Genomic DNA, 12895 nt, shown 5'->3' with positions numbered 1-12895 from the left:
TTCAACGGCTCCCGGAGCGCATTGATGGCGCTTCATTTGCCGAGGCACATCAAAGGTTTCTGCTAATAAATCGGATCAACCTCAGGGACGCAACGTGCTGCCCGGCCAATGTAAGCGAAACCGCATCCCGCAAAAAAGATTAGCGCCAGAAGAGAGAACTTCAGAATTCGCTGCCTTTTCATTTTCTGATGGATGTAATCCATCAGCGCGCCCAATACGATCTCCATGGAACCCCCGGCTTTGCATTCCCGAGTATTTTTCACACCAAATGTGAGCAGTAGCAACATAGCCCCGATTAACTGATCAACACGGCTTGCGGACACTGCTAAGTCTTCTCACCTGGTACTGGCACCCCGGCCCGCTCCAGCCCGCCGGGCTGGCCGCAACCGCGCCGCGAGCCAGCGCGGCGCCATGCCCAACCGGTCCTGAGGCATATCAATGCCTCCCGGACTGGTTGGGAGGGTCTGCTGTCTTGCCTTTTATCAGGTGCTGGCGCAGATCACTGCTGTTCCGGCATCATCCCCATCCAGTCGAAATCATGCACAGAGATCACGCCGGAGATGATGATCGCGCAGATGACAGCCCACAGCACTGCGGCGACGCCGGTGGTGATCCAGGCCTTCTGCTTCAGGAAGTGCTTTTCCGGGGCGCCTGCATGGGTGCCGGGCACCACTTCACCCTTGTCGCCCTGGGTCTCCAGCCGGATTGGGATGATCACCAGGAAGGTCATGAACCAGATCACCGCATAAAGCACGATTGCGGATGTAATGCCCATTTCCCTGATCTCCCGGAATTGCCCTGCCCCGCAGCCGGGACAGGGTGCTCATAGCGTCAAACTTCTTCGAGTTCCACCAGGCAGCCGTTGAAATCCTTGGGATGCAGGAACAGAACCGGCTTGCCATGGGCGCCGATCTTCGGCTCGCCAGAGCCCAGCACCCGCGCGCCTTCGGCCTGCAGGTGGTCGCGGGCCGCCAGGATATCCTCGACCTCGTAACAGACATGGTGGATGCCGCCGGCCGGGTTCTTTTCCAGAAAGCCGTTGATGGGGGAGTTCTCTCCCAGCGGATACAACAGCTCGATCTTGGTGTTGGGCAGTTCGATGAACACCACGGTGACGCCGTGATCCGGCTCATCCTGCGGGTCGCCCACCTTGGCGCCCAGCGCGTTGCGGTATTGCGCCGAGGCGGCCTCCAGGTCGGGGACAGCAATGGCAACATGGTTCAAGCGGCCGATCATCTCTGTTGTGCTCCTCTCACAAACATTCCTCCGCTGCGGTTATGGGGGCTTTGCTGCGCCGCGGCAAGTGCGCCAATCCGCACGGCAGAGGCCTGCGGGCACCGGCGCGCGCTGCGTTAACGAGTAATTAGCCTCGAATCCCTAGCGTCAGAACATATCCCGCAAGGAGGATACGTTATGGACGATTCGGAACTGTTTGCTGCCGCCCAGCGCCTGCCCACCACCCGGCGCCCGCTTCTGGGGCTGACCATCCTGGTGGTCGAGGACAGCCGCTTTGCTTGTGAGGCGCTGCGCCTACTGTGCCTGCGCAGCGGCGCACGGATCCGGCGCGCCGATTGCCTGAAATCCGCCCGCCGCCATCTGCAGGTCTACCGCCCGTCGGTGCTGATCGCCGATGTTGGGCTGCCGGACGGCTCCGGCCTCGACCTGATCCGCGAACTGGCGGATGCCAGCCCGCGCCCCAGCGTGATCCTTGCCACCTCCGGCGACCCCAGCCTGGCAGAGGCCGCGATTGAGGCCGGCGCTGCAGGTTTCCTGGAAAAGCCGATCACCTCGCTGGCGGCCTTCCAGCAGGCGGTGCTGTCCAGCATGCCCGCAGACCGCCAGCCTTCCGGCCCGCGCCTGCTGGACGACGAAACGGTGCAACCGGACCTGATCGCCTTCCGCGATGACATGGCCCATGCCGCCGACGTGCTGAACATGGGGCAGGAGGAAAAGACCCTGGCCTATCTGGCGCAGTTCGTGGGCGGCGTTGCCCGCAGTGCCGGCGACAGGCCGCTGGCTGATGCCGCCGACCGCTTGGCGCGGTCACGGCAGAAGGGTAAGCCGCTGTCACAGGACGCCGCCACGCTGGCCGGCCTGGTGCAGGAGCGGCTGCAGCGCCGCGCGGCGATCTGACATGGCCGAAGCCTGCCTTATCGCCCTCGCCACGCTGATCATCGTCCTTTACGGCCAGGTCCGGCTGGAGGCCCGCGCCATCCGCCGCAACCGCAGCAGCAAGGCCCATGACCGCACCCTGATCCTGCAGACCGGCAAGCGCTAGGCGCCAGCGGGCGCTCCGCAGGTCCAGCTCTTTCCGGCAGCCGCCGGGAAACGCCCCGCGGCCTGCACATCTGTCACCGGTTTCTGCCTGCACCCGCCACTCCGCGGCGCCGTAACCGCCGGCCCAACTCCCGCGCTCCCCCAAATCACTCGCATCCGCAGTTTTCCCGCGCCCGCAGCCTCCCGGCTTGCGCCGGGCCGCTTGGCGGCCTTGGGCCCGGACCGGCGGGAGCACCACCCCCTGTCAGGAACTTTAACTGCTACAGCAGCAGGCCCGGGTCTGCGCCCATGTCCAGACCGGGGAAAACATTGGCCTGCAAACCGCTCCTGCCAGCACCTGTCAGCCCGTGCAGCAGCCAGGCCAGCTGGCCGCGCACATCCGCGGTCGGCATCAGGTCGCGGCGGTCATAGAGATCCGTCTCCGCCAATCCCGGCCAGCGCCCCAGCACCCGGCCGCCGCGGATGGCACCGCCAGCCAGCAGCATCGCGCCGCCGGTGCCATGGTCGGTGCCGCCGGTGCCGTTTTCCCGCACGGTGCGTCCGAACTCGCTGACAGCCACAACCGCCGTCTTCCCCCAGGCTTGCGGCCCCAAGCCGCTTTGCAGGGTCAGAATGGCCTCAGACAGCCGCCCTAGCGCATTTTTCAAGCCATTGGCCTGCCGCTGATGGGTATCCCAGCCGTTGATCGAGAACGCCGCAATCCGGGTCTCGCCGCGCAGCTGCTGCGCTGCATAGGCGGCAACTTCCTGATGCGCCTTGCCCTTCGGCGCGGTCATCATGGACATCATCATATCCTCGCCCTCATCGCCGCTGCCATCCTCCTGACCCAAGTCCAGTGAAAGATCCTGACGGGTCAGCTCCAGCGCCTCGTTCAGGGCCGCATGGAACAACGGGTCCTCCTCCATCAAGAGGCCGGCCAGCCGCTCCGCCTGCGGGCTCATCGCCAATCCGGCCCCCGGCGCCCATTGCGAGACCGGCGCGCCGCCTTCCATCAACAGCATCCGCTCCTGACCGATGGCAAAGGCGGTGCGCGCCTCCACCCCCGGCAACTGCTGCAACAGCCGGTTCAGCCAGCCGCCCTCCGCTTCGCCCGGCCCGGCGGTGCCGGCCTCCAGCAGGTCCTGGCCGTCAAAATGGCTGCGCCGGTCGCGGTAGGGGGTGGAAACCGCCTGCACAAAGCCCAGCTGGCCCGCCCGCCACAGCGGCAGCAGCTGTGCCAGCGCCGGGTGCAAGGCGTAGAACCCGTCCAGGTCCGCAGCCCCCGCCGCCGGGCCGCCCGCCAGGCTCTGCCGCAGCCCGGCGTAGTCCGGGTCGCCATAGGGCTGCACCACATCCAGCGCATCCATGCCGCCGCGCAGGATGACCACCACCAGCCGTGTGTCCCAGGGCGCAGCGGCAAAGGTGACCGGGGTCAGCAGCGGGCTGGCCGCCAGCGAGCAGCCCAGGGCGGCGGAACAGGCCAGAAGCGAACGTCGGGTCATCTGCATCTGGAAATCCTCCTGTCAGCGGCGCTGGAATGCGGGAGAAGAGAGGATCAGGCCGATCCCCTCGGCTTGGGTTTCCGCCGCTCGGGCAGCAAAGCGGACTCTCTCATTGGCGTATCCGCCCAAGGCGTTCTGCGCAAAGTCCCGCGGATCCGGCAGCTCTTGCAGCAGCCGCCGCGGCGCTGCCATCGTCCAGCGCAGCCGGGCGGCCAGCGCCTGCGGGGTGATCCAGGCGGTGTCTGCCTCCGGCCAGCCGTCCGGGCCGCTGGAAAACTCCCATCGCTGCCCCATCGGCGTCAGCGGCGCGAGCAGCAGGCGGTTCTTCTGCCCGGGCTTGAATGTCTCAATTCGGGCTGCTGGCACGGCCAGTGCCCGGCAGGCAGAGGCAACAAAATCAAACGGCGGTTTCACGTTTTTCAGTTCAGGCGCCCAGGCCTGCGGATGCTCCAGCAGCGCCTCGTAAACCGCCAGCAACGCCCCGTCCGATTCCAGGTAGCGGGCAGCCATATGATCAACCAGCGCCGTCTCCGGCGTGTCAGACACAAAATGCACCGCCAGTTTCCGCGCGAGATGGCGCGCGGTGGCGGGATGGCGCGCTAGGTCGCGCAAGACCTCCAGCACCTGTTCCAGCTTTGGTTTGCCGCCGCCATAGGTTTCCCCAAGAACCGTTTCGGACCCCGGCTCGGTCATACCCGGCCGGAACACGAAGCTTGCCTCCTTCGAGATGCTCAGCCCCGTGAACAGTTCCGCAAGCTGCCGCACATCTGCCTGGCTGTAGGGCCCGTCCACCCCCAGTGTGTGCAGTTCCAGCACCTCGCGGGCCAGGTTTTCGTTCAGCCCGTTCAGCCGCTTGCGCCGCGCTGCTGCGCGGCTGCCGGGGCCGGAGGAGCGGCTCTGATCCAAGTATTGCAGCATCAGCGGGCTGGTTGCCGCGGCAATCAGCATGTCCTCGAACCGGCCCACCACATGAGGACGGATCACACTCTCGGCATAAGGAGCAGCCAGATGCCGCCAGGCGCCGGTCTTGCCCTGCGCGGTGAAATGGTCGGCCCAGAACAGGGCCAGTCTCTCCCGAAATCCATCCCTGGAATGGACCATGCGCAGCAGCCGCTGGCCATGCCATTCGAAGCGCAGGCGGTTCTGGGCCCGGCGGTAGCTTTTGAACGCTTGCTGAGCCGCCTCGGCCCCGGCTGCATCCTGCTGCTCTTTGCGCGCACGCCGCAGCTGGCGGTATTCCTGGACACCGGCAGCGACGTCTTCAAACCTGCTCACCGGAAACCGCTGTGCAATGACATCTGTTTCCTGCAGCCGCTCCAGCATGTCTGCGGCCGACGCCGGCGGCGGCAGCAGCGGCGACAGCCCTGCACCAAAACGGATTTCAGCCAAATCTCCGTCGAATTGCATGGCCCTGCTTGCCCCCGGACTGTCAGTACACCTGCAGGTTAGAGCATCACCGTCCCCGCCCACAGGTGAATTTCAAGTGATACGCAAGTTTCCGCGGTTTGCCATACAACTTATCGGAAAACCGATTTCCGGCGCGGAAAACGGCCAGGAAAACACCTGTGTTGCTGGCCGGAATTTTCGCAGAATTCCGGCTGCGCCCCGGCGGCAAAGGAAAAGGCCCGGGCAAATACCCGGGCCTCAACAAAATCCTCGCGGCAGTTACTGATCCTGCGGGATCACCCGCAGCCCCAGCTCCATCAGCTGCTCGCTCAGCGGCTCCGACGGTGCCGACATCATCAGGTCCTCGGCGCGCTGGTTCATCGGGAACATGATGACCTCGCGGATGTTGGCCTCATCGGCCAGCAGCATCACCATGCGGTCGATGCCGGCCGCGCAGCCGCCGTGCGGCGGGGCGCCGTACTGGAAGGCGTTGACCATACCGCCAAAGCGCTTCTTCACCTCGTCTTCGCCGTAACCGGCAATTTCGAAGGCCTTGAACATGATCTCCGGCTTGTGGTTCCGGATCGCGCCGGACACCAGCTCATAACCGTTGCAGGCGAGATCGTACTGGTAACCCTTCACGGCCAGCGGATCGCTCAGCAGCGCGTCCATGCCGCCCTGCGGCATCGAGAACGGGTTGTGCTCGAAATCGATCTTGCCGGTTTCCTCGTCCTTCTCGTAGATCGGGAAGTCGACGATCCAGGCAAAGGCAAAGCGGTCCTTGTCGATCAGGCCCAGTTCCTCGCCGATCACGGTGCGGGCCTTGCCTGCGACGCCTTCAAACGCTTTCGGCTTGCCGCCCAGGAAGAAGGCCGCGTCGCCCACGCCCAGGCCCAACTGCTGGCGGATCGCCTCGGTGCGCTCGGGGCCGATGTTCTTGGCCAGCGGGCCTGCGGCCTCGATCCCCTCGCCCTGGTCGCGCCAGAAGATATAGCCCATGCCCGGCAGGCCTTCGCCCTGGGCGAACTTATTCATCCGGTCGCAGAACTTGCGGGAGCCGCCGGTCGGCGCCGGGATGGCGCGGATTTCGGTGCCTTCGTTTTCCAGCAGGTTTGCGAAGATCGCAAAACCAGACCCGCGGAAATGCTCGGAGCAGTCCTGCATCTTGATCGGGTTGCGCAGGTCCGGCTTGTCGGTGCCGTACCATTTGGCAGCATCCTTGTAGGAGATCTGCGGCCAGTCGGCGGCGGCGTCCACCTTGCGGCCCTGCCCGAATTCCTCGAACACGCCCGCCATCACCGGCGCGATGGTGTCAAAGACGTCCTGCTGGGTGACAAAGGACATTTCCATGTCGAGCTGGTAGAAGTCCGCGGGCGAGCGGTCGGCGCGCGGGTCCTCGTCGCGGAAGCACGGCGCGATCTGGAAATACTTGTCAAAGCCCGAGACCATCATCAGCTGCTTAAACTGCTGCGGCGCCTGCGGCAGCGCATAGAACTTGCCCGGATGCAGGCGCGACGGCACCAGGAAGTCGCGCGCGCCCTCGGGGCTGGACGCGGTGATGATCGGGGTCTGGTATTCGTTGAAGCCGATGTCCCACATGCGCTTGCGGATCGACTGGATCATATTGGCGCGCAGCACCATGTTCTTCTGCATCTTCTCGCGGCGCAGATCCAGGTAGCGGTAGCGCAGGCGGGTTTCCTCCGGGTATTCCTGCTCGCCGAAGACCATCAGCGGCAGTTCCTCGGATTTGCCCAGGATTTCGATGTCGCGGATGAAGACTTCGATCTCACCGGTGGAGATTTTCGGGTTCACCAGGCTCTCGTCGCGGGCCATGACATTGCCGTCGATCCGGATGCACCATTCGCTGCGCACCTTCTCGATCTCGGAAAACACCGGGCTGTCCGGGTCGGCCATCACCTGGGTCACGCCGTAGTGGTCGCGCAGGTCGATGAACAGCAACCCGCCGTGGTCGCGGACGCGGTGAACCCAGCCGGACAGGCGGACGGTTTCACCGACGTTGGATTTGTTCAGTTCGGCGCAGGTGTGGCTGCGGTAGGCGTGCATGGCTCGGCCTTTCGTTATGCGGGTCGCGGGTCCTTGGGGACCGTCATTCGGGAAATGCGCATTCGGGCGCTTAAATTCGTCCGGGGTGGTACACAAGGTTGCAGCGCGCTTGTCAAGCAAACAGGGGCATTTCGGCGCGGACGAACACCTGAAATCGGCGGTTCCGGACGCTATCGGGGATCTCCCGCCCCCCCCAGCCCCGCCGCTGCCGCGACGGGACCTTCAGCGTTGGGCCAGGCGCCGCGCCTGCGGTGCGGCGTGCAGCGCACCGTCAGGTGCGCTGCCGGGCCCAAGGTCAACGGCCCGCTGGCGCCAGCCAGGGGGCCGGTTGTGCGCGGGAGCACTGCCTGTCAGACCAGCCGCACCGGGATCAGCCCGCGCAGCGAGTTGCCCATGTGGATGGCTTGCGCACGCTTCAAGTCCTGCAGACCCAGAACCGCCTCCTGGCACTCTTCACGCTCCAGAAGCACTTGCCGCAGGATGCCCGGCAGCAGGCCGCAGGAAAGCCGTGGCGTCACCATCCGGCCATCAGCACAGGTCACAAAGAGGTTCGTGATTGTCCCCTCGCAGAGCTCGCCGCGCTGGTTCAGGAACAGCAGTTCATCCACGCCCGTTGGCAGCGCAGCGCGTGCAGTATCATAAAGCGCGCGCCGGGTCGTCTTGTGCTGCAGCCACATGTCGTCCGCGTCCAGCCGGGTGTCCGCGATGCCGAGGCACCATTCAGAGGGGCTGCTTCCCAGCGGCGCTGAGGTCAGTTCCAATTGGCCAGACGCATCCAGCGTCAGGCGGCAGCGCAGCGGCGCATCGCCGGCAGCCTCTGTCAGAACCGCTTGAGCCTCATCAGGATCAAAGGGAATGCCAAAGGCCGCCGCGCTGCGCTCCATCCGGGTCAGATGCGGCTGCAAATACCGGAACCCCTGCCCCGGATGCCAGCCCAGCGTCTCGATCAGGCGGAAAGCGGGATCGTTCTGGACGGCGTCACGCGGGCGAACCGGGCTTTCCATAGCGCTTCCTCATATTCCGATTCCGCGGTGCTGTCCCAAACCACGCCGCCACCCACATTGAGCGTCGCGCGGCCGTCCTCCAGCATCAGGGTGCGGATCGCCACGTTGAACTCGGACGACCCGTCTGGCGCTGCCCAGCCAATGGTGCCGCAATAGATGTCGCGCGCCCAGGGCTCCAGATCGGCCAGGATCTCCATCGACCGGATCTTGGGCGCGCCGGTGATGGACCCGCAGGGGAACAGAGCGGCAAAGATCTCTGCCAGCCCGGCATCACGCCGCAATTTTGCCCGCACCAGCGACACCATCTGATGCACGGTGGCGTAGCTTTCCACCGCAAACAGCTCCGGCACATGCACGGACCCGGTCTGCGCCACGCGGCTGATGTCATTGCGCAAGAGGTCGACAATCATCAGGTTCTCGGCGCGGTTCTTCTCGTCCTGGCGCAGGAAGTCGCGGCGGCGGGCGTCCTCGACGGGATCGTCGCTACGCGGCTGAGTGCCTTTCATCGGGCGGGTCTCAATCACGCCCTCCGCATCGGTGCGGAAGAACAGCTCCGGCGAGCGCGACAACAGGTCCGGCAGCCCGTCCTGTTCGACTAGAACGCCGTGGCCAACTGCCTGTTTCGCCTGCAAGGCCGCATAGAGCTCCTCGGAAGAGCCATAGGCCTCTGCATCAATCGGGAAGGTCAGGTTGGCCTGGTAGATGTCACCCTTGCCGATATTGCGCTTCACTTCGGCGAAGGCCTCGGTGTAACGCTCCTGGCCCCAACGAGGGGTAATACCCTCGAGACCCGCATCGCTCCCCCGCGGCCGGGCGTTGCTCTCGGTGTTTTGCGGCAGCGGCTCATTATAAACCCCAAAGCAGATCAGCGGCAGCCGCCGCTCCTTTGGCATCCGCACAGCCAGTTTCGGCTCCAGCGCATAACCCAGCTCATAGGACGCATAGCCCGCCAGCCAGAGCCCGGCGTCCCGCGCCGCATCCAGCGCAGCCAGTGCGGCAGGCACCTCTTCCGGCCCGTCCGCGCGGATCATGCGCAGCGGCTGGTCAAAGCATGTGCCAGCCCCCTTGGGGCCCCGGTCAAAGCGAATCCGCACTGAAAAAATCTCCGCGAGTTTCTTACCCCCACATATATCTGTTCGCTATGCGAACAAAAGGGGTGGATGCGGCATTTCCAATTCCGTTTCCGATACCCCTTGAACCTTTCGGCGCGGTCCCTATAACGCAGGACAATTTGGGCGCACGCCAGCGCCCGTGATTCAAAGCCTGCCCGCGCGAAAAACCAGAGGAAGCCTGCCATGCCCAAAAGAACCGACATCCAGTCGATCATGATCATCGGGGCAGGCCCCATTGTCATCGGGCAGGCCTGCGAGTTTGACTACTCCGGCGCCCAGGCCTGCAAGGCGCTGCGCGAAGAAGGCTACCGGGTCATTCTGGTGAACTCCAACCCGGCCACGATCATGACCGACCCGGGCCTGGCCGACGCCACCTATATTGAGCCGATCACCCCCGAGGTTGTCGCCAAAATCATCGAGAAAGAGCGCCCCGACGCGCTGCTGCCGACCATGGGCGGCCAGACCGGCCTCAACACCTCGCTGGCGCTGGAAGAGATGGGCGTCCTGGAAAAGTTCGGCGTTGAGATGATCGGCGCCAAGCGCGACGCCATCGAGATGGCCGAAGACCGCAAGCTGTTCCGTGAGGCGATGGACCGTCTGGGCATTGAAAACCCCAAGGCCACCATCGTCACCGCGCCCAAGCGTGAAAACGGCACCGCGGACCTGGACGAAGGCGTCCGCATCGCGCTGGAAGCCCTCGATGAAATCGGCCTGCCCGCGATCATCCGCCCCGCCTTCACCCTCGGCGGCACCGGCGGCGGCGTGGCTTATAACCGCGACGACTACATCCACTTCTGCCGCTCCGGCATGGATGCCTCGCCGGTGAACCAGATCCTGGTGGATGAGAGCCTGCTGGGATGGAAAGAGTATGAGATGGAAGTGGTCCGCGACAAGGCGGACAACGCGATCATCGTCTGCTCCATCGAAAACGTCGACCCGATGGGCGTGCACACCGGCGACTCGATCACCGTCGCCCCGGCGCTGACGCTGACCGACAAAGAATACCAGATCATGCGCACCCACTCGATCAACGTGCTGCGCGAGATCGGCGTCGAGACCGGCGGCTCCAACGTGCAGTGGGCGGTGAACCCCGCCGACGGCCGCATGGTGGTGATCGAGATGAACCCGCGCGTGAGCCGCTCCTCCGCGCTGGCCTCCAAGGCGACCGGCTTCCCGATTGCCAAGATCGCTGCCAAGCTGGCGGTGGGCTACACCCTGGATGAGCTGGACAACGACATCACCAAGGTGACCCCGGCGTCGTTTGAGCCGACCATCGACTATGTCGTCACCAAAATCCCGAAATTCGCCTTCGAGAAATTCCCGGGCTCCGAGCCCTACCTGACCACCGCGATGAAATCGGTGGGTGAGGCGATGGCCATCGGCCGCACCATCCATGAATCGCTGCAAAAGGCGCTGGCCTCGATGGAATCGGGCCTCACCGGCTTTGATGAAGTCGCTATAGACGGCGTCGGCGCAGGCCCGTGGGAACCGGCAGGCGACACCGCCGCGGTGATCAAGGCCATCGGCCAGCAAACCCCCGACCGGATGCGCACCATCGCCCAGGCGATGCGCCACGGCCTCAGCGATGACGAAATCCAGGCGGTCACCAAATTCGACCCCTGGTTCCTGGCCCGCATCCGCGAGATCGTCGAGGCCGAAGCGGAAATCCGCACCGGCGGCCTGCCGTCGGATGCTGCCGGCTTGCGCGCGCTCAAGATGCTGGGCTTCACCGACGCCCGCCTGGCCAAGCTGACCGGCCAGAAAGAGGCTGAGGTCCGCAAGGCCCGCCGCGCCGCCGGCGTCAACGCCGTGTTCAAGCGGATCGACACCTGCGCCGCCGAGTTCGAGGCGCAGACGCCCTACATGTATTCGACCTACGAGGCACCGGCATTCGGCGACGTCGAATGCGAGGCGCGCCCCTCGGACAAGAAGAAAGTTGTCATCCTCGGCGGCGGCCCCAACCGGATCGGCCAGGGCATCGAGTTCGACTACTGCTGCTGCCACGCCTGCTTTGCGCTGACCGATGCGGGCTATGAGACCATCATGATCAACTGCAACCCGGAAACGGTGTCGACCGACTATGACACCTCAGACCGGCTGTATTTTGAACCGCTGACGTTCGAGCATGTGATGGAAATCCTGCGGGTCGAGCAGGACAACGGCACCCTGCACGGCGTTATCGTGCAGTTCGGTGGCCAGACCCCGCTGAAACTGGCAAACGCGCTGGAAGAGGAAGGCATCCCGATCCTGGGCACCTCCCCCGACGCCATCGACCTGGCCGAAGACCGCGAGCGCTTCCAGGCGCTGGTCAACCAGCTGGGCCTGAAGCAGCCGAAGAACGGCATCGCCTCCACCGACGAGCAAGCACTGGAAATCGCAGGCGAAATCGGCTTCCCGCTGGTGATCCGCCCGTCCTATGTTCTGGGCGGCCGGGCGATGGAAATCGTCCGCGACATGGACCAGCTGAAACGCTACATCGCCGAAGCGGTGGTGGTCTCCGGCGACAGCCCGGTGCTCTTGGACAGCTACCTGGCCGGCGCGGTCGAACTGGACGTCGATGCGCTGTGCGACGGCAAGGACGTGCACGTCACTGGCATCATGCAGCACATCGAGGAGGCCGGCGTGCACTCCGGCGACAGTGCCTGCTCGCTGCCGCCCTACTCGCTCGACAAGGCCATGATCGAGCAGATCAAGGTCCAGACCAACGCCCTGGCGCTGGCGCTGAACGTGGTCGGCCTGATGAACGTGCAGTTCGCGATCAAGGACGATGAGATCTACCTGATCGAGGTGAACCCGCGCGCCTCGCGCACCGTGCCGTTTGTCGCCAAGGCCACCGACAGCGCCATCGCCTCCATCGCCGCCCGGGTGATGGCCGGGGAGCCGCTGTCGAACTTCCCGATGCGCCCGCCCTACGGCCCGGACGCAGGCTATGACGTCAACACCCCGATTGCCGACCCGATGACGCTTGCGGACCCGGACATGCCCTGGTTCTCGGTCAAGGAAGCGGTGTTGCCCTTTGCCCGCTTCCCGGGCGTCGATACCATCCTCGGCCCGGAAATGCGCTCCACCGGCGAAGTCATGGGCTGGGACCGCTCCTTTGCCCGCGCCTTCCTCAAGGCGCAGATGGGCGCCGGCATGGTGCTGCCGTCCAAAGGCCGCGCCTTCATCTCGATCAAGGACGCTGACAAGGGCAAGCTGATGCTGGAAGCGGCGCAGATCCTGGTCGAGCAGGGCTTCACCCTGGTCGCCACCCGCGGCACCCAGTCCTGGCTGGACAGCCAGGGCGTCGCCTGTGATCTGGTTAACAAGGTCTATGAGGGCCGCCCGCACGTGATCGACATGCTGAAGGACGGCGACGTCCAGCTGCTGATGAACACCACTGAGGGCGCGCAAGCCGTTGAAGACAGCAAGGAAATGCGCTCCGTCGCGCTTTACGACAAGATCCCTTACTTCACCACCGCCGCCGGCTCCAACGCCGCCGCGCGTGCGATCAAGGCCCAGGCCGAAGGGGACGTCGAGGTGAAGTCGCTGCAGGGGTAATCCCCCGCAGACGCCCTGCCGTCACGGATTT

General features: G+C 64.9%; 11 protein-coding genes. 3 read left to right on the top strand and 8 right to left on the bottom strand.

Annotated features, from left to right (window positions below; genetic code table 11):
- Window positions 1-62 precede the first annotated feature (62 nt).
- The 3 genes from RA25_RS23080 to mce form a co-directional block, all read right to left on the bottom strand.
- A complete protein-coding gene (locus RA25_RS23080) occupies window positions 63-227 on the bottom strand; it encodes a hypothetical protein (protein WP_206539678.1) in 165 nt (54 codons plus the stop codon).
- Window positions 228-499: 272 nt separating this feature from the next.
- Window positions 500-775 carry a DUF1467 family protein gene (locus RA25_RS00155; RefSeq protein WP_019296059.1) on the bottom strand — a complete coding sequence of 92 codons (276 nt, stop codon included), beginning with the start codon at window positions 773-775 and terminating at the stop codon, window positions 500-502.
- A 56-nt stretch (window positions 776-831) separates the two neighbouring features.
- Entirely contained in the window at window positions 832-1236 is a 405-nt protein-coding gene (gene mce, locus RA25_RS00150; RefSeq protein ID WP_019296058.1) for a methylmalonyl-CoA epimerase, read from the bottom strand.
- A gap of 177 nt (window positions 1237-1413) precedes the next feature.
- On the opposite strand from mce, the gene RA25_RS00145 reads away from it, so the two are divergent.
- The gene (locus RA25_RS00145; RefSeq protein WP_039169291.1) at window positions 1414-2133 is read left to right on the top strand and encodes a response regulator; all 720 of its coding nucleotides are present in this window, start codon (window positions 1414-1416) and stop codon (window positions 2131-2133) included.
- A gap of 1 nt (window position 2134) precedes the next feature.
- Window positions 2135-2278 carry a hypothetical protein gene (locus RA25_RS22910; RefSeq protein ID WP_019296056.1) on the top strand — a complete coding sequence of 48 codons (144 nt, stop codon included), beginning with the start codon at window positions 2135-2137 and terminating at the stop codon, window positions 2276-2278.
- A gap of 259 nt (window positions 2279-2537) precedes the next feature.
- On the opposite strand, the gene RA25_RS00140 is transcribed toward RA25_RS22910, so the two are convergent.
- The 5 genes from RA25_RS00140 to RA25_RS00120 form a co-directional block, all read right to left on the bottom strand.
- A complete protein-coding gene (locus RA25_RS00140; protein ID WP_039169287.1) occupies window positions 2538-3764 on the bottom strand; it encodes a DUF1501 domain-containing protein in 1227 nt (408 codons plus the stop codon).
- Between the two features lie 15 nt (window positions 3765-3779).
- Window positions 3780-5165: a DUF1800 domain-containing protein gene (locus tag RA25_RS00135; protein WP_039169285.1), complete on the bottom strand. Its 1386-nt coding sequence runs from the start codon at window positions 5163-5165 to the stop codon at window positions 3780-3782.
- Between the two features lie 258 nt (window positions 5166-5423).
- Window positions 5424-7208 carry an aspartate--tRNA ligase gene (aspS, locus tag RA25_RS00130; protein WP_039169282.1) on the bottom strand — a complete coding sequence of 595 codons (1785 nt, stop codon included), beginning with the start codon at window positions 7206-7208 and terminating at the stop codon, window positions 5424-5426.
- A 350-nt stretch (window positions 7209-7558) separates the two neighbouring features.
- Window positions 7559-8212: an aminotransferase class IV family protein gene (locus RA25_RS00125; protein ID WP_039170216.1), complete on the bottom strand. Its 654-nt coding sequence runs from the start codon at window positions 8210-8212 to the stop codon at window positions 7559-7561.
- Window positions 8155-9306, bottom strand: coding sequence for an aminodeoxychorismate synthase component I (locus RA25_RS00120; protein WP_039169278.1), 1152 nt, complete (start codon window positions 9304-9306; stop codon window positions 8155-8157). The genes RA25_RS00125 and RA25_RS00120 overlap by 58 nt, the downstream gene beginning before the upstream one ends.
- Window positions 9307-9507: 201 nt before the next feature.
- Here RA25_RS00120 and carB point away from each other — a divergent pair, with 201 nt between their 5' ends.
- Window positions 9508-12864, top strand: a complete 3357-nt coding sequence (carB, locus tag RA25_RS00115) for a carbamoyl-phosphate synthase large subunit (protein WP_039169276.1) — start codon at window positions 9508-9510, stop codon at window positions 12862-12864.
- Window positions 12865-12895 lie beyond the last annotated feature (31 nt).

This window comes from Leisingera sp. ANG-S5 (assembly GCF_000813925.1).
GTDB lineage: Bacteria > Pseudomonadota > Alphaproteobacteria > Rhodobacterales > Rhodobacteraceae > Leisingera.
This window is presented reverse-complemented; position numbering and strand designations above follow the sequence as displayed.